The sequence below is a fragment of the Pseudoalteromonas sp. P1-8 genome, assembly GCF_001399985.1.
GTDB lineage: Bacteria > Pseudomonadota > Gammaproteobacteria > Enterobacterales > Alteromonadaceae > Pseudoalteromonas.
This window is the reverse complement of the sequence record NZ_LJSO01000014.1, coordinates 22,755-38,353: the sequence shown is the minus strand read 5'-3', so window position 1 is coordinate 38,353 and position 15,599 is coordinate 22,755. Positions and strand designations below refer to the sequence as shown.

The following is a 15,599-nucleotide window of genomic DNA, read 5'->3' as shown; positions in this document are numbered from 1 at the left end:
AACAGATTATAGTCTATGTTACGTATAATGTTATGAAAGTTATAAAACAATTGCCTGAGGTGAGATTATTAAAATACTCATTTTTACCCTAAAAGCGATTTTTATCAGCATTCTGATCTCACTTGTGATTGGGCTCATGCTTTCACCGCAATATACTGTTCACAAATCAATTAAAGTGAATGCGAGTAGTGCTGAGATTGCAAGCCTTATAGGCGACTTTAATCAATGGCCTAAATGGCAACCATGGCAGGCTGTCGACCCGAGTATTAAATTTACCATTGCAGAACCTAGCCAAGGTGTAGGTGCACATCAATTTTGGCAAAGTCGCTTTGGCGAAGGTGAAATGACCATCACCCAACTCGACAACAGCCAGCTTTCATTTAATATCTTATTTAATAAAGAACACATTGCCCAAGGCACAATTCGCTATTTACCTGAAGGCGATAACGTTAACATTGAGTGTTCATTAAAAGGTGAGGTCAACACCCCTATTATTGGTGGCTACCTTGCTTTACTAAGCCAATATATTCTCAATAACACAGTAAAACTGGCGCTTAATAACATCAAAACTCATGCGCAGTTAGCAACAACAGGCAAGGACAGTGTGACCGATGACAGTGAAAGCAGCTCAGGCGAGAGTTAATCTTGCTAATATCATAGAAAACCAGCTTGGCTACCCTATTCATAAGGCATCATCGGCTAGGATCAACCATGCTGGTGATGACAGCTATTCAGCACAAGGTCAACAGCAGTTAGCTTATCAAATTAAAGCGCAAGCAAGCCTTTTAGAGCGCGCTCAAACTCGCCAAGAAATTCAATTCATTAAACGCCAAGAAAATATCGAAACTATTATGGCTATGGCTATGGCGTTTTGCCCCGATGTCACAGGCCAACAACAGCCAGATTTTGATTGGATAGAGCGCTTTATTAGTTTATGTGAAGACACAGCTAATTCTTCAATGCAAAAACTGTGGGCAAAAATACTCGCAGGTGAAACCGTGTCACCGGGCACCTTTTCGATTAAAAGCTTACAAACACTTAAACACATGACTCAGCGCGAAGCAGATGCCCTTCAGCGCTGTACATCACTGTGTGGCTTCAATGAAAAAGATAACAGCCACTTAATTTTACTCGGCTTTTACAAGAAGCCTTCGCTGTTTGATTTACTTAGAAAAGGTAACAAGGTGTCATTTAATTTAGGGAAAACCCCTGTTAGCTTTCCTGATATTCTTACTCTGATGGATATTAACTTACTGTATCGAAAAGAAATCGAATCAGCGGTTTTAAAAGCAGGCCAAGAACTAGTACTGAGCTTTATGAATCAACGCTTGGTTTTAAAAGCAAAAAGTAATGACTTAGTACTCAGTTATTATAAATTTACACAAACAGGCGACGAGTTAAGAAAGCTAATCGCATCGCCAATAAATAAGGCTTATAAGCAGATACTTTCAACATCATTAGAAGATGAATTTGAAGTTAGCTGGCAAACTTTAAAATAAAGCTGCCAGCTAAATATAAACCGAAAAACTCGATTAGAAGTGGATTTGAATACCCGCAAATGGGCCTGATGCATCTAAATCTGTGTAGATATCATCAATATCATCAAGCTCTAAAGTCATTGAGCGGTAACCCGCTTTAATGTCCATATCAATTGCTAAGTTATCAAGTAAAGCGTATGCAACACCCGCTTGGTAGTCTTGAATTTTGCTATCGTCGATAGCCAGTAAGCTACCTTCAAAGAATACGCTTAAACCTGTTAACGGCAAACCAACTTCAGCACGACCATACACTAAAGGTACGAAACCAGAAAAATCAACGCGCTCAGTCGTGTTTTGGCCACCATCTTGCGATGTACCCGTTACCGTAATTTCACCGTCAAATTGTTTAGCGTTTACACCTAAATCAATTGAAACCAAATCATTATCAAAGATTTCGTAATATAGGATGTAGTCAACATGTGATAAATCACTTACTGTGCCTACTTGTGTGCCTACCACATAATCAGAACCACCAAAACTAAATGTTTCATCAAGTGTTGTATCACCATTTAACTCAAGTTCAGTGTATTTTAGTTTAATGTTTGGTACTAACGGCACTGGGTGCTCAAGTGCTGCGTAGTAGCTCGTAAACGTTTCATCATCAAATTTAAAGCTTTGTAGATTTCCGTCTTGAGCAAAACTACCGCTGTTATCTGATTGCCAGCCATCAACACCTAGGTATAAACCTAATAATGTATCAGCTTGAGCTGTTGGAGCTAAACAGGCCATTGAAAGGGCAGCTGCTAAACAGTACTTTTTCATCATTTTATCCTTGCGCTAAAAGTTCGCTAAGTTCAATTAGAGCCGCATTGGCTCGAGAAATATAATTCGCCATGACCAGTGAGTGGTTAGCAACAAAACCAAAACCACTGCCATTTAAGATCATTGGGCTCCACACAGTTTCTTGCGTGGCCTCTAATTCACGAATAATTTGTTGCAGACTAACACGAGCATTTTTCTTTTCTAAGACATCAGCAAAATCATATTCAACCGCTTGTAAAAAGTGCAGTAATGCCCACGTTGCACCACGCGATTCATAAAATACATCATCAATTTGCCACCAAGATGTTTTTACTTGGCTTTGCAAAGGGGTGTATGTTGCTTGATGAGCTGCAGTATCGCCAGCTAAATCAGTGTTCAAACGATCTTGGCCAACACTTGCGCTTAGACGCTGACTTAAACTACCTAAGCGCTTTTCAGCTTCTTTTAACCAGCCACGTAAGTTATCGGCCCGGGCATAAAACTGGCTATCTCGATCGTTCTGATCCGCAATTTGAGTGCGATACACAACCAGTAAATCAATACCCTTTTGATATTCAGTTTCTGCGCTAGGCCATGCCCATGCTACCGAGCTTATATTAAATTGCGGCTGTGCTTTTTTAAGAGCTTCGTGCTCAGTTGATTGAGACTGTGAACGGCTGAAGTCTTTACGCATCGACAACACTAAATCTCGGGTCATCTCAAGCGCGCCATATTCCCACGCCGGCATGTTATCCATCATTACACTTGGTGGCATCATATCGTTAGATAAGTAGCCGCCAGGCTTATTTAATAATGTACTTGCCACATTGATCAACGTAGTTGTTGTTGTGTAGCCGGTGACAAACTTTTCACCGCGCATTTGCGCTTCCTGTTTTGCCTTGCTAACAACATCCATACGAGCTGGTTCACTACTCCAGTAAACAGCAATCGCGTAAAAAATAATTAGTATAATAAGTAATGCACTGGCTATTTTTCCTTTATGCTCAGACATAATACCTCCTAGTGATGTGAGTGCTCTTTACTTTTTTTTGATGCCTGCTCAGACATTTCTTGTAAAGACACAACCTTGGCTTGAGTAAAAACTCGATTGCCATCATTAAAATATAGCGTGAGTTTTCGTTCTTGCCCTGCTTTTAGTTGATCTTCAGGTTCAAACACCATTAAGTGATAACCACCCGGTTTAAACTCAACACTGCTGTGACCATCAATCTTTAATGATAAAACCTGTTCCATTTTCATCATGCCATCAACATGAGTATGCTGATGAATTTCAACACGTCCTAAACCATCAAGCTCAGCTTTAGTTAATACCGTTGCATGCTCACTTGGGTTAGTAATAGTTAAATAAGCCACGCTGGCTTTACTGGCTGGTAAAAATTCACGTACCTGCGCGTTGCTTACAGTTACCTCGGCAACATCGCTATGGTCATGGCCACTATGGGCAGATGAAAAAGTACTAAAGAATAAACTTGCGGTAAGAAAAGAGAGTGCGGGCCACAGTTTCATTATGTTTTAATCCTTGTTAAGACATTAACTTACCCGCTAAATTTAGCATATTTTATGTATTAAGGCAGTTTATTAGTACCTTAAGCTGGCGATTTTTTGTTATCGGCAATCAACCAGCATAATGCTGCGATTAGTAAAAGTGGCCATGCAATCATTACTGAGCCAAATAAAAACGCAAGCACAACACCAATCAAAGCAACAACACCTGCGCCTAGCAGCCCAATAGTGAATAGCGCAACACCTGCAACGACGGCAATGACTGCCACTATTGCACCGATGACCTCAAGCCCAGCCCAACTCATATCAGCAATTGATAAAGGTAATTGCCATGAGTCAAACGATACAAATGAAACCGCATCAGTGCATAGTAATAACATTGCCAAAATGATGATAGCTAACGTTTTCATGTCCTACTCCTAGTAACCTTTCACTGGTAAAGTGCAATGAGCCACTAAATAACCCACGCCTATTAACAGCGGCATTTGAATAAGTAATATGATCATGACCAAACGTGTTGACCATACAGGGAAGCCCAAGCGCGCAGCGAGTCCGCTACACACACCCGAGATCTTTTTATTACTCAGATCACGGTACCAACGTGTCGATGTGTGATAAGTATTCATTATTAACCTCCTAAGCCGACTGCTTCATCGTTGCTTTCAAGTCAGCAAGCTCTTTATCGATTGCTTCATATTTCTCAAGGGCAGCGAATTGTGCTGCTGTTGAATTTGCAGCATCACTTTGTGTAAGTTCATACGCTTCAACTTGCGACTCAATGTTTTCAACGCGTTGCTCTAAATAGTCAAAACGCGCTAATGCATCTTCAACTTTACTGCTATGCAGCTGCTCTTTTACTTTTAAGCGTGCTGTAACAACGCGTTCTTTTTGCATGTAAGTCAGCTGTTTGGCTTTTGCATCTGCAAGCTTGTTTTGTAAACGCTGACAATCTTCTGTCAATTTAGCGAGTGACTCTGCCACTTTATCCATTTCAGCTTGTTGCGCTTCGATTTCTGTCGTTAAACGCTGCTTTTCAACTAATGCTGCTTTGGCAAGATCATCACGATCTTTACTCAACGCTTTTTCTGCTTTCGCTTGCCAGTCAGCTACTTTCGCTTGTTTCGCTGCAATTTCACGCTTCATTTGCTTTTCTTGCGTTAAAAATGTCGCAGCAGTTGCACGGCATTCGGTCAGTGCATCCTGCATTTCTTGCACGAGTAGATTAAGTAACTTTTCAGGATCTTCAGCTTTGTCTAATGCTGCAGAAAGGTTTGCCTGAATAATGTCATTTACGCGATTTAATACACCCATGTGACTCTCCTGTTGATTATTGGGTTAATACAGCTAGGAGATTCCAATTCTTGTGCCAACTAACGAATAAATTAAAATTATCATTTATATACAATAAGTTGAGTCAATTAAATTTAGATTTAGGCTGACTAGTGACTGAATGAAAAATAACTAATTTGACTAAAAAATTAACTTTTTCACTAAATTTTAGGATCAAAAAAAGCCACAAAATGTGGCTTTTTTAATAGGGTAAATGATTAGGCTTCTGGGACAAAACTTAAGGCTTTATCCATAACAGATAAATCGGCCGCTTTACCATGGCCTTTTTCTGAAAGATGGCGTCTAAAACCACGCGCACCAGGTTGGCCTTGGAAAATTCCCAACATATGGCGAGCAATATGCCAAAAGTTAGCGCCTTTGCTCATTTCATCTTCAATATAGTCATACATCGAGCGCACAACCTGATGACGACTCAGCGTAAAGGCTTCATCACCATATATGTTTTCGTCGACCTCAGACAAAATAAACGGATTACTATACGCTTCACGACCAATCATAATGCCATCAACATACTCAAGGTGAGCTACGCTATCAGCAATTGTTTTCACGCCACCATTTAAGCTTAAATGCAATTGCGGATAATCTTTTTTCAACTGATAAACGCGCGGGTAATCAAGAGGTGGTATCTCACGATTTTCTTTTGGGCTTAAGCCATTTAACCAAGCTTTACGCGCATGAATAATAAAGTCATCACAACCAACATCATGACTCGCTTCAATTAAAGCACATAAAAACTCATACGAATCTTGCTCATCAATACCAATGCGCGTTTTAACAGTAACAGGAATAGTCACTTCGGCCTTCATTGCAGCAACGCAGTCAGCAACCAGTTTAGGCTCAGCCATTAAACAAGCACCAAAACGACCATTTTGCACGCGATCAGACGGACAGCCGACATTTAAGTTTACTTCATGATAGCCGCGCTCCGCCGCTAACTTTGCACACTTAGCCAACGCTTCAGGATCTGAGCCACCAAGTTGCAATGCCACTGGCCCTTCATGCTCATTAAAGTGTAGGTAATCGCCTTTACCAAATAAAATAGCGCCGGTTGTCACCATCTCAGTGTAAAGCACAGCATGCTTAGTCATTTTACGGTGAAAGGTTCGACAGTGACGATCAGTCCAATCTAACATGGGTGCCACGGAAAAACGGCGGTTTAATGTCGTTGTGCTCATAACATGGCCCCTTTAAAGATCAATGCATTTACTTGCAACTTAAATTACCTAATACGATTAACGCTTAATATAGCGATGACACATACCCTTTAGGTATGCACCGAAATGAAAAATTGTGACCATTATACCACCGAAGCTAGCTCGCGGCATGGCTTAATCGAAGATCAGATGGTGAAAAGAGGCGAAGAAGTGTACTGCAATCTCACTTCTTTGATGAATAAGGTAAAATACTAAGACTACATTTTTACTTTACTAAGAAGGTGTTCAAGGTTTTGGCCCGTAAGTTCCAAAATCGTAATTTCAAGCTCTTTGTAGTCCTCGTTCTTGAGGTTAACTAATTTAGCGCCTACTGCAATTCGTGCTACTTTCTCAACGGGGTCCATTTCGACAATTTCAATTGATGCACGCGTATCATGATCTTTTGATTGCACATAATATTCACTAAAGAAGGTACCATCTGCACGTACATTTGGATTACTGTCAGACACAGACTGCAGGAGCGTGCCTTTCTTTAAATCACTTTTACGAAGTGAGAAGCTGTATTCCGCCACATTGGCATGACCAACAATTACGGTTACTGCGCTTTCACCATTAATTTTAAAATCATGATCTGTTACTTCGATAACTTTTAGCTTACCACTATCATAGGTCGGCTCCATGCAAGCACCTAAACTAAAAATCAGAAAAACAGATAAGACGACATTTTTGATTAGCATTCTTTGTTCCTTAAATTTTATATTGCCTTCTTTAAAGTTAGATAAAAGAAGGCAATTATTCAAAGTTTAAATCACTGAAAATGCACTTTAAATTAAAACTAGCCGACAACACTCAAACCGAAGTAGTGAGCGATACCGCCTAAGATATTGGTAACCGCTACTGACGATAAAATTAAGCCCATCACCCGACTGATAATGCTCGCGCCACTATCACCAATTAACTTATGAACATGCGTGGCAAGCAGTAATAAAACCAATACGATTACTAGTACAGAAAGCATAATTGATGAGGTTATAAGTTGCTCATACCAAGTGTATTCGGTATTTCGAGTCATCAGTACTGCACCAAGCATAGCACCGGGGCTGGCAATAGAAGGAATCGCCAACGGAAAAATAGCGGTTTCGGTGCTATCTCGAACACTTTTGATTTCTGTTTCAGGTTTACTTTCACCGAAGATCATCGACAGAGCAAACAGTAATAATACGATACCTCCGGCAATCTGAAATGCCGAAAGTGGAATATTGATCGCGTTTAAAAGTAACTCGCCCGCAACAACAAAAAATAATAGCACTAATGCCGAAACACCAACCGCTTTTAATGCAACTTTGCGCTTAAATTTGGCGTCATCCCAGCGTGTAACAGCAATAAAAACAGGCACGGTCCCGATAGGATCAATGACGGCAAAAAAGAAAATGAATGCAGCTAGCAATTCACTCATTAAGAAAACTCCCTGAAAACGTGTTAGCGAATAAAAACACTGCAACTACAATACAGTATGTTAGTATATCACGGTAGCGTAAGGATAAGAGAAGATGAATATAGAATCACTCGTCAGTAAAGCAAAACAAGTATGCGATAATCGTGGTGCACGTTTCACACCTATCCGTGAAAAAGTATTCCGCCTATTAGCTAGTGCGCAAGGTGGTGTGGGTGCTTATGACCTATTAGAACAACTCAAATTAACTGAGTCAGGCGCAAAACCTGCCACTATTTATCGAGCGCTCGATTTCTTATCGGAACTTGGCTTTATTCATAAAATTGAAAGCACCAACTCATTTATGTTGTGCCATCATTTCGATCACATTCACCCTGTACAGTTATTAATTTGTGACAGCTGTGGTTATGTAAAAGAATTACATTCAACAGTAATTTCTCATGAACTTAATAACTTAGCGGCAGAAAGTGGATTTATTGTCTCAGGACAAACAATTGAAGCGCACGGTAAATGCGAAAAATGCAAAGAATAAGTGCGGTGTTTGAAACAACCACTACACTTAAAGTATGATTAACGGCATTTCGAAACCTAAGGGAAAATAAATAATGAATGTGGAGTTCATCAACCCTTTTTTATCATCATTATTAAATGTTTTGAGCACTATGGCTCAAACAGAATTAAAGCCGGGCAAACCTAGTTTAAAGAAAGACGAACTAGCCCGTGGCGATGTATCAGGTTTGATTGGTATGGTTGGCCCACAAACGAAAGGTTCACTTTCAATCACCTTTGATGAAAATCTAGCTCTGACCATTATGGAAAGAATGCTAGGTGAACGCCCTGATACGGTGAACGAAGAAGTAACCGACATGGTAGGTGAAATTACTAACATGGTGACAGGTGGCGCTAAAAACTTACTTGGCGAAAAAGGCTATGAGTTTGATATGGCAACGCCAGTTGTAGTGTCTGGTAAGGGACATACAATTGCACATAAATGTGAAGGCGCCAAGGTGTTAATTCCATTCACGTCTGCTGATGGTAACGCCAATATTGAAGTTAGCTTTGATAAACTATGAGCTGGCAGCAAAAAACCATTCAATTGAAGCCTCGCTCACGAGGCTTTCACATCATTGATGACGAGCTACTTCGTCAACTTCCAGAGATAGCACAATACAAAGTCGGCTTATTACACCTATTCATTCAACACACTTCTGCAAGCTTAACTATTAACGAAAATGCAGATCCTACAGTAAGAATGGATATGGAAAGTCACTTCAATCATTTTGTGCCAGAACGACAAAGTTATTACCGCCATGATTATGAAGGTGATGACGACATGCCAGCCCACATAAAAAGCAGTACATTAGGTGCTGAGCTCACTATTCCAATTAACCAAGGCCGTTTAATGCTAGGTACTTGGCAAGGTATCTATTTAGGTGAACACCGAGATCATGGTGGCGCTAGACGTATTATCGCGACGGTTCAAGGCCAGATCTAAAGCTAGCTATAAGCTGTAAGCTGTAAGCTGTAAGCTGTAAGCTATAAGCTGTAAGCAAAACTTGGCTTTATATTTAAGAAAGTGTTTTGGGGTTTATTTAGAGATTGGAGCGGCACACGAGGCTCGAACTCGTGACCTCAACCTTGCTCAACCTTGGCAAGGTTGCGCTCTACCAACTGAGCTAGTGCCGCTTTAAAGTAGTCAGTAATTTGTCCGTTGGCGCACAACCTGAAGGTTGCGGTTAAACGTTCTGGCAACTGAACTAGTGCCGCACAATAAGTTACTAGTTTTAAGTTACAAGCTTCAAGTTAGTTACTTTCCCCTTGAAACTTAAGCCAATTTCTTTTGGTGAGAAATTGGAGCGGGACCTCAACCTTGGCAAGGTTGCGCTCTACCAACTGAGCTAGTGCCGCATTCAAAAGTAGTCAGTAATTTGTCCGTTGGCGCACAACCTGAAGGTTGCGGTAAAACGTTCTGGCAACTGAGCTAGTGCCGCATTCAATTACTTAGAGACATACCAACCCCGCGGGGGTTAACGTCTTAAGCGGGGCAGGATTCTACAATAATCCGATGTGTTTGCAAATGTTTTTTACAAATTAAAGAATTTTTCTTGGTAAACCTTTAATTCCATGATCGAATCTTTGATATCGTCGAGGGCTAGATGTGAGCCTTTTTTGTTCACTTGCGCTAATACGTCAGGTTTCCAACGACGTGCAAGTTCTTTAACGGTACTCACATCAAGGTTACGGTAGTGAAAGTAGTCTTCCAATTCAGGCATGTACTTATTCATAAAACGGCGGTCTTGGCCGATAGAATTACCACACATAGGTGAAGCACCTGCAGGTACCCATTGCTTTAGAAATGCCAATGTTTGATCAATAGCATCTTGTTCAGTGAATGTGCTTGCTTTACAACGAGCTGTTAAACCAGATTGACCGTGCTGAGTCGTGCACCACTCGTCCATGCCATCAAGCAGTTCATCGCTTTGATGAATAGCAATAACAGGGCCTTCAGCCAAGATGTTTAAATCACTGTCGGTGACAACAGTGGCAATTTCGAGTATTTTATCTGTTGCCGGTTCGAGGCCTGTCATTTCCAGGTCGAGCCAGATAAGATTTGATTTATGAAAAGACATAGTTACCTTAGCGGTGCTTTCCTTTAGATCCAACGCATTTAGATATATCATATTAGTATCATCAGTCGACCTAAAGCTTTTTTTTCAAAAAGCCCGACATTTACTCAAGTTATAGGCCAAAAGTGGCAAAACAAAAGAAATTAAGTAAAGGCCAATCGCGTCGAATTAAGGCCAATCATCAAAAACGCCTCTCTAATGCAGATAAAAAGCAACAGAAAGGGGCAACTGTGCAATGGCAAAATGACAATTTAGGCCCTGCCGAAAATGCGGTTGTGATCAGTCGATTTGGCCAACATGCCGATATCGAAACCGAATCAGGCGAAGTATTGCGCTGTAATATACGCAGAACAGTATCGAGCCTTGTATGTGGTGATGAAGTTATTTTTCGCCGTGCAAAAGTTAGCGAAGGCGACTTAGCAGGCGTTATTGAAGCAACCCATGAGCGCCGCTCACAACTAACGCGCCCTGATTTTTATGACGGGGTGAAAGTCGTCGCTGCCAATATCGACCAAATTTTAATGGTCTCTGCAGTACTGCCTGAGTTTACGCCAAACATTATCGACCGCTATTTAGTTGCCTGTGAAGACATGGGGATTGAGCCTATTTTAGTGCTTAACAAAATAGATTTAATTGACGATGAAGGCCTTGCTTTTATTGATGAAATTCTCGATATCTATCGCGACCTTGGTTATCAAGTACTATTAGTCAGTAATAAAACCGGTCAAGGCATTGCTGAGCTTAAACAAAAACTGGTCGATAAAAACAGCATTTTTGTTGGTCAAAGTGGTGTGGGTAAATCAACCTTAGTAAACACTGTACTGCCAGATGCAGACATCCTAACCCAAGAAGTCTCTGAGAACAGCGGCCTTGGTCAACACACAACAACCGTATCGCGATTACACCATTTACCAAGTGGTGGTAACCTAATCGACTCACCAGGAATTCGTGAGTTTGGCTTATGGCATTTAGATGTTGAGCGCGTTACATGGTGCTTTAAAGAGTTCCGTGATTTTATTGGTGGCTGTCGTTTTCGCGATTGTAAGCATTTAAACGATCCTGGCTGTATAATTCGCCAAGCTGTTGATGATGGTGAAATTTCAGAACTTCGTTTTGACAGTTACCACCGAATTTTAGAAACTATGGCCGACGGCCGTGCTGGTGCACGCGCTCCTCGCGTATAACTATTTAGGAAATAACAAGTGAGTTTAGATAAATTCAAAATTGCTATGCAATATGCCATGCCAAAACATTTCATTTCGCACATGGTTGGCAAGTTAGCAGCAGCAAAAGCGGGTGGCTTAACAACGGCCTTAATTAAATTGTTTATCAAACAATACAAAATTGATATGAGTGAGGCTAAATACCCAGATCCAGCTCATTACAAAACTTTTAATGAGTTTTTCACTCGCCCATTAAAAGAAGGTATTCGTCCACTTGCTGAAGAAAGCGACATTATTGCTCACCCAGTTGATGGTGCAATTAGCCAATTAGGCGATGTAGTAGACGGTCAAATCATCCAAGCAAAAGGCCATGACTACAGCTTACAAGCACTCCTTGGTGGCAAAGAAGAAGACACAGCGCCGTTTTTAGGCGGTAAATTTGCCACTATTTATTTAGCGCCTAAAGATTACCACCGTATTCACATGCCTGTTGATGGTACGCTGAGCAAAATGATCTACGTACCGGGTGATTTATTTTCGGTAAATCCGTTAACAGCGCAAAATGTACCTAACCTATTTGCTCGTAACGAGCGTGTTGTGGCTATCTTTGAGACTGAAATTGGCCCGCTAGCCATGGTACTTGTTGGTGCAACAATTGTTGCTAGCATCGAGACTATTTGGGCAGGCACAGTCACGCCACCAGCAGGTAAAGATGTATTTAGTTGGAATTACCCAACCACAGGTGACAACGCGATTACTCTGAAGAAGGGTGAAGAAATGGGTCGCTTTAAGTTAGGCTCGACCGTTATTTTAGCCTGGGGTGCAAATCAAGCTGAGTTCTTATCAGATCAACACCCAGAAACAGTGACGCGCATGGGCACACCATTTGCGAAAATTAACGACTAATAAGTTCAATTTAGCAAACCACTTGAGCAAAAGTGGTTTGCTTAAAATTCACAATAAATCGCGCCTACACTCCACGATTACACTCTGAGCATTCACTATCTTTTTGAATATTAAAGCGCTGCTGCATTAGTGTTAGCCCGTCAAATTGAATAAATTCGCTGCCCGTTTTATGGCCAAGCAATATATTGATAGCCAATAAACTTTGCATGCTTCCCATAACACCCAATAGCGGGCTCAATACCCCAGCATTGTCACAATTAAGCGCTGTTTGCTCCTCCGTTTGCGGGAATATACAGCCATAGCAAGGGCTTTGTTCATCACGAAAATCAAAACTCATCACCTGCCCCTGCGTTGCAATAGCCGCAGCTGAAACAAGCGGAATAGATTTAGCTAAACAATAGCGATTAACCAAATAGCGGGTAGCAAAGTTATCACTGCAATCAAGAATGATGTCAGCACCTTCAAGTAGCTCAGCACAGTTACTTTCATCAAGCTTTTGGCATAGAGGCTTAACCGTAATTTGATTATTTAAACTGCTTAACATTTTGGCAGCCGCCTGTGTTTTTGCCTGCCCCATGTGGTTTACTTTATAGAGTATTTGTCGCTGTAGATTCGAAAGCTCAACTTTATCGTCGTCAATCAAAGTGAGCGTTCCTATTCCTGCTGCCGCTAAATAAAACAGTGCCGGTGAGCCAAGCCCACCAGCTCCTACAACCACAATATGTGCAGCCTTTAACTTTTGCTGCCCCGCATGCCCCACCTCTTTTAATAGCAAGTGGCGGCTATAACGAATTTGCTCTTTGTCGCTTAACGCGCTCATATTATGACTGACCTTCGACCAGCTGTTTTAACTTGGCAATGGCTGCTTGGTAGTCTTCGGCTTCAGTAATCGCACGCACTACGGCAACACTGCCAACACCCGTGCTAGCAACTTGCTCAGCACGTGATAAATCAATCCCGCCAATTGCAACCGTTCGATAATCGGCCATCAACGGCACAAATTTTTCTAGCTTTTCTAAGCCCTGAATTTGCCCAGTCATGTCTTTGGTGGTGGTTGGATAAATAGCACCAAACGCCATATAACTTGGTCTGTAATTATGCGCGCGTAGCATCTCATAAAAGCCATGAGTCGACACACCTAAGCGTAACCCCGCCTCTTTTATGGCAATTAAATTAGCGGTTTGTAAGTCTTCTTGCCCTAAATGCACACCATAAGCGCCGTGCTTAATCGCCAATTGCCAATAATCATTGATATACACCTGCGCATCGTACTTCTGCCCCAGCATAACCGCACTTGCAATCGACTCATCAAGTGCTGCATCGTCTGCATTTTTCATTCTTAATTGAACTGTTTTAACCCCTTCGGCTAAACACTTCTCTAACCAATCAACTGTATCTACAACGGCATATAGACCAAGCTGTTTAGAGTCGCACTCGGCAAAACCTGCGGCCATGGTAAAGTCAACCGGGCAATCAAAGTCGAGTTCATCACCTAGCCAACTTCCCGCCTCGATGACTTGTGGGTAATCTGCTAGATTTGTTGGAAAGCAAGTGTTCGCAACGGGGCCAATCCCTTCACCATATCGAACGGCTGCTTTTAATCCTTGGTTTATATAGGCTTTTGCTAAAATAAAGGCATCTTTGAGTGGATACTGTTTAGATAAACACGCTGCAATAACAGAAGCCATACTGCATCCAGTACCGTGACTATGCGGAGTTTGAATTTTTTCGTTACCAAGCCAATATTCCTGCTCACCTTGCACGCAGTAATCAATGCAATAGCCACTTGGGTAATCCCAATGACCCCCTTTGATAATCACCGCTTTTGCACCAAAGTCAGTTAACTTTTCTGCGGCTTCTTTCACTGCGCTTGGGCCAATCAAATAAACACCGGTTAATAGCTGCGTTTCGTGGGTGTTCGGTGTTACTACATCGACTAATGGCAATAAGCACTCTTTAATGGCACTAACAGTATCTTCTTCTGTTAATAAATCACCACTTGAGGCAATGGCAACCGGATCATAAACAACCAAAGGCGGCTCTGCCCAAGTTGCTTTGTAATGTTTTAAATGCTCACTAATAAGCTGTATTTGCTGCACATTGGCAAGCATGCCAATTTTAATCACACTGGCAGGCATATCACTGGCTAAGGCTAATAGTTGCGACTCAATCACTTCTGTTGAAATCGGGTTAAGTGCTTCTACACCTAAACTATTTTGTGCCGTTAAAGCAGTAATAACCGTACAGCCATGTACATTAAAACTTTGCATTGACTTGATGTCGGCTTGAATTCCTGCACCGCCGCCCGAATCTGAGCCAGCTATGGTCCATACAACCTGATTCATGTTATTCCTCACATTTTATTCTTGATGCCAAAATGGCATTCCGAGCGTCGGCGTTGATGGGCTTGCTACGTCTTTTTCTGGCATCGCTTTAGCCAAATAGCTATATCGCCCCGCTTCAACCGCACTCTTAAACGCTTTACTCATCGTTACTGGGCAACCTGCACCTGCAATCGCCGAATTTAATAATACGGCATCATACCCTAATTCAAGCGCTTGACAGGCATGAGATGGTAAACCTAAGCCCGCATCAACAATTAAAGTATGGTTTGGCAAGCGCTCACGGATCATTTTTAAGTTGTAAGGATTCAGTAAGCCTTTACCCGTGCCAATCGGTGCCCCCCAAGGCATAAGTACTTCGCAGCCTAAATCAGCGAGGCGCTGACACAGCACTAAATCATCTGTGCAATAAGGTAAAACTTTAAAGCCATCGGCCAATAAAATTTTAGTGGCTTCGAGCAGTGCGATTGGATCGGGCTGTAAATTATATTCATCACCAATCAACTCTAACTTGATCCAATCAGTGGCAAACACTTCGCGGCACATTTGTGCCAAGGTCACCGCTTCTTTCACACTATGACAACCCGCCGTATTAGGCAGCACCTTTAACCCGGTGTTTTTTATCAATTGCCAAAAATCATCACCCGCAGCAACGCTTTGCTGACGTCTTAATGAAACCGTGACAATCTCAGCCTGTGAGGCCACTATCGAATCCTGCATAACACTAGGTGAAGGATACAATGCTGAGCCTATCAGTAACCGACTCGTAAACTGCTCACCATAAACCGAAAAACTATCCAT

General features: G+C 41.7%; 20 protein-coding genes and 1 tRNA gene. 7 read left to right on the top strand and 14 right to left on the bottom strand.

Annotated features, from left to right (window positions below; all coding sequences use genetic code 11):
* Nucleotides 1-136: 136 nt before the first annotated feature.
* Both AN213_RS16610 and AN213_RS16605 read left to right on the top strand, forming a co-directional pair.
* Nucleotides 137-643: an SRPBCC family protein gene (locus tag AN213_RS16610; RefSeq protein ID WP_235575457.1), complete on the top strand. Its 507-nt coding sequence runs from the start codon at nt 137-139 to the stop codon at nt 641-643.
* Nucleotides 612-1,499 (top strand): TIGR03899 family protein, encoded by an 888-nt coding sequence (locus tag AN213_RS16605; protein WP_054561113.1) that lies wholly within the window; start codon nt 612-614, stop codon nt 1,497-1,499. The genes AN213_RS16610 and AN213_RS16605 overlap by 32 nt, the downstream gene beginning before the upstream one ends.
* A 33-nt stretch (nt 1,500-1,532) precedes the next feature.
* On the opposite strand, the gene AN213_RS16600 is transcribed toward AN213_RS16605, so the two are convergent.
* From AN213_RS16600 to AN213_RS16560, 9 genes are all read right to left on the bottom strand, one after another.
* Entirely contained in the window at nt 1,533-2,300 is a 768-nt protein-coding gene (locus AN213_RS16600) for a TIGR04219 family outer membrane beta-barrel protein (RefSeq protein ID WP_054561114.1), read from the bottom strand.
* 4 nt (nt 2,301-2,304) lie between these two features.
* Nucleotides 2,305-3,291, bottom strand: a complete 987-nt coding sequence (locus tag AN213_RS16595; protein ID WP_054561115.1) for a DUF2333 family protein — start codon at nt 3,289-3,291, stop codon at nt 2,305-2,307.
* An 8-nt stretch (nt 3,292-3,299) separates the two neighbouring features.
* On the bottom strand, nt 3,300-3,806 hold the full coding sequence (locus AN213_RS16590; RefSeq protein WP_054561116.1) for a copper chaperone PCu(A)C: 507 nt from the start codon (nt 3,804-3,806) through the stop codon (nt 3,300-3,302).
* Between the two features lie 80 nt (nt 3,807-3,886).
* Nucleotides 3,887-4,213 (bottom strand): hypothetical protein, encoded by a 327-nt coding sequence (locus AN213_RS16585; protein ID WP_054554146.1) that lies wholly within the window; start codon nt 4,211-4,213, stop codon nt 3,887-3,889.
* A gap of 9 nt (nt 4,214-4,222) precedes the next feature.
* Nucleotides 4,223-4,429: a PspC domain-containing protein gene (locus AN213_RS16580; protein ID WP_054554145.1), complete on the bottom strand. Its 207-nt coding sequence runs from the start codon at nt 4,427-4,429 to the stop codon at nt 4,223-4,225.
* 10 nt (nt 4,430-4,439) lie between these two features.
* On the bottom strand, nt 4,440-5,114 hold the full coding sequence (locus AN213_RS16575; protein WP_055199189.1) for a PspA/IM30 family protein: 675 nt from the start codon (nt 5,112-5,114) through the stop codon (nt 4,440-4,442).
* A 236-nt stretch (nt 5,115-5,350) separates the two neighbouring features.
* Entirely contained in the window at nt 5,351-6,328 is a 978-nt protein-coding gene (gene dusA, locus AN213_RS16570) for a tRNA dihydrouridine(20/20a) synthase DusA (protein ID WP_082422939.1), read from the bottom strand.
* Between the two features lie 236 nt (nt 6,329-6,564).
* Nucleotides 6,565-6,987, bottom strand: coding sequence for a hypothetical protein (locus tag AN213_RS16565; RefSeq protein WP_130166181.1), 423 nt, complete (start codon nt 6,985-6,987; stop codon nt 6,565-6,567).
* Nucleotides 6,988-7,142: 155 nt separating this feature from the next.
* Entirely contained in the window at nt 7,143-7,763 is a 621-nt protein-coding gene (locus tag AN213_RS16560) for a MarC family protein (RefSeq protein WP_055020798.1), read from the bottom strand.
* 94 nt (nt 7,764-7,857) lie between these two features.
* On the opposite strand from AN213_RS16560, the gene AN213_RS16555 reads away from it, so the two are divergent.
* The 3 genes from AN213_RS16555 (at nt 7,858) to AN213_RS16545 (ending at nt 9,255) form a co-directional block, all read left to right on the top strand.
* The gene (locus tag AN213_RS16555; RefSeq protein WP_054554141.1) at nt 7,858-8,292 is read left to right on the top strand and encodes a transcriptional repressor; all 435 of its coding nucleotides are present in this window, start codon (nt 7,858-7,860) and stop codon (nt 8,290-8,292) included.
* 73 nt (nt 8,293-8,365) lie between these two features.
* Nucleotides 8,366-8,833, top strand: coding sequence for a chemotaxis protein CheX (locus AN213_RS16550; protein ID WP_054554140.1), 468 nt, complete (start codon nt 8,366-8,368; stop codon nt 8,831-8,833).
* A complete protein-coding gene (locus AN213_RS16545; protein ID WP_054561120.1) occupies nt 8,830-9,255 on the top strand; it encodes a secondary thiamine-phosphate synthase enzyme YjbQ in 426 nt (141 codons plus the stop codon). Before AN213_RS16550 ends, AN213_RS16545 begins: the two co-directional genes overlap by 4 nt.
* A 105-nt stretch (nt 9,256-9,360) precedes the next feature.
* Here the strand turns inward: AN213_RS16545 and AN213_RS16540 are convergent.
* Together AN213_RS16540 and orn are read right to left on the bottom strand one after the other, a co-directional pair.
* Nucleotides 9,361-9,446, bottom strand: a tRNA-OTHER gene (locus tag AN213_RS16540).
* 398 nt (nt 9,447-9,844) lie between these two features.
* Nucleotides 9,845-10,390, bottom strand: a complete 546-nt coding sequence (gene orn, locus AN213_RS16530; protein WP_054554138.1) for an oligoribonuclease — start codon at nt 10,388-10,390, stop codon at nt 9,845-9,847.
* Nucleotides 10,391-10,512: 122 nt separating this feature from the next.
* Between orn and rsgA the strand changes: the two genes are divergently transcribed.
* Entirely contained in the window at nt 10,513-11,571 is a 1,059-nt protein-coding gene (rsgA, locus tag AN213_RS16525; RefSeq protein ID WP_054561121.1) for a small ribosomal subunit biogenesis GTPase RsgA, read from the top strand.
* Between the two features lie 18 nt (nt 11,572-11,589).
* Entirely contained in the window at nt 11,590-12,456 is an 867-nt protein-coding gene (gene asd / locus AN213_RS16520) for an archaetidylserine decarboxylase (protein ID WP_173637080.1), read from the top strand.
* A 64-nt stretch (nt 12,457-12,520) separates the two neighbouring features.
* On the opposite strand, the gene AN213_RS16515 is transcribed toward asd, so the two are convergent.
* The 3 genes from AN213_RS16515 to AN213_RS16505 are packed head-to-tail and all read right to left on the bottom strand — an operon-like array spanning nt 12,521 to nt 15,599.
* Nucleotides 12,521-13,276, bottom strand: a complete 756-nt coding sequence (locus tag AN213_RS16515) for a HesA/MoeB/ThiF family protein (protein ID WP_055199188.1) — start codon at nt 13,274-13,276, stop codon at nt 12,521-12,523.
* A 1-nt stretch (nt 13,277) separates the two neighbouring features.
* The gene (gene thiE, locus AN213_RS16510; RefSeq protein WP_055199187.1) at nt 13,278-14,801 is read right to left on the bottom strand and encodes a thiamine phosphate synthase; all 1,524 of its coding nucleotides are present in this window, start codon (nt 14,799-14,801) and stop codon (nt 13,278-13,280) included.
* A gap of 15 nt (nt 14,802-14,816) precedes the next feature.
* Nucleotides 14,817-15,599 (bottom strand): thiazole synthase, encoded by a 783-nt coding sequence (locus AN213_RS16505; protein WP_054561124.1) that lies wholly within the window; start codon nt 15,597-15,599, stop codon nt 14,817-14,819.

Excerpts from the sequence above, each read along its gene's own strand:
- AN213_RS16505 (WP_054561124.1), bottom strand. The coding sequence starts at position 15,599 with ATGGATAGTTTTTCGGTTTATGGTGAGCAGTTTACGAGTCGGTTACTG.
- thiE (WP_055199187.1), bottom strand. The coding sequence starts at position 14,801 with ATGAATCAGGTTGTATGGACCATAGCTGGCTCAGATTCGGGCGGCGGT.
- AN213_RS16515 (WP_055199188.1), bottom strand. The coding sequence starts at position 13,276 with ATGAGCGCGTTAAGCGACAAAGAGCAAATTCGTTATAGCCGCCACTTG.
- AN213_RS16605 (WP_054561113.1), top strand. The coding sequence starts at position 612 with ATGACAGTGAAAGCAGCTCAGGCGAGAGTTAATCTTGCTAATATCATA.
- AN213_RS16610 (WP_235575457.1), top strand. The coding sequence starts at position 137 with ATGCTTTCACCGCAATATACTGTTCACAAATCAATTAAAGTGAATGCG.
- AN213_RS16600 (WP_054561114.1), bottom strand. The coding sequence starts at position 2,300 with ATGAAAAAGTACTGTTTAGCAGCTGCCCTTTCAATGGCCTGTTTAGCT.
- AN213_RS16565 (WP_130166181.1), bottom strand. The coding sequence starts at position 6,987 with ATGGAGCCGACCTATGATAGTGGTAAGCTAAAAGTTATCGAAGTAACA.
- AN213_RS16550 (WP_054554140.1), top strand. The coding sequence starts at position 8,366 with ATGAATGTGGAGTTCATCAACCCTTTTTTATCATCATTATTAAATGTT.
- AN213_RS16585 (WP_054554146.1), bottom strand. The coding sequence starts at position 4,213 with ATGAAAACGTTAGCTATCATCATTTTGGCAATGTTATTACTATGCACT.
- AN213_RS16580 (WP_054554145.1), bottom strand. The coding sequence starts at position 4,429 with ATGAATACTTATCACACATCGACACGTTGGTACCGTGATCTGAGTAAT.
- AN213_RS16545 (WP_054561120.1), top strand. The coding sequence starts at position 8,830 with ATGAGCTGGCAGCAAAAAACCATTCAATTGAAGCCTCGCTCACGAGGC.
- AN213_RS16595 (WP_054561115.1), bottom strand. The coding sequence starts at position 3,291 with ATGTCTGAGCATAAAGGAAAAATAGCCAGTGCATTACTTATTATACTA.
- orn (WP_054554138.1), bottom strand. The coding sequence starts at position 10,390 with ATGTCTTTTCATAAATCAAATCTTATCTGGCTCGACCTGGAAATGACA.
- AN213_RS16555 (WP_054554141.1), top strand. The coding sequence starts at position 7,858 with ATGAATATAGAATCACTCGTCAGTAAAGCAAAACAAGTATGCGATAAT.
- AN213_RS16575 (WP_055199189.1), bottom strand. The coding sequence starts at position 5,114 with ATGGGTGTATTAAATCGCGTAAATGACATTATTCAGGCAAACCTTTCT.
- AN213_RS16560 (WP_055020798.1), bottom strand. The coding sequence starts at position 7,763 with ATGAGTGAATTGCTAGCTGCATTCATTTTCTTTTTTGCCGTCATTGAT.
- dusA (WP_082422939.1), bottom strand. The coding sequence starts at position 6,328 with ATGAGCACAACGACATTAAACCGCCGTTTTTCCGTGGCACCCATGTTA.
- AN213_RS16590 (WP_054561116.1), bottom strand. The coding sequence starts at position 3,806 with ATGAAACTGTGGCCCGCACTCTCTTTTCTTACCGCAAGTTTATTCTTT.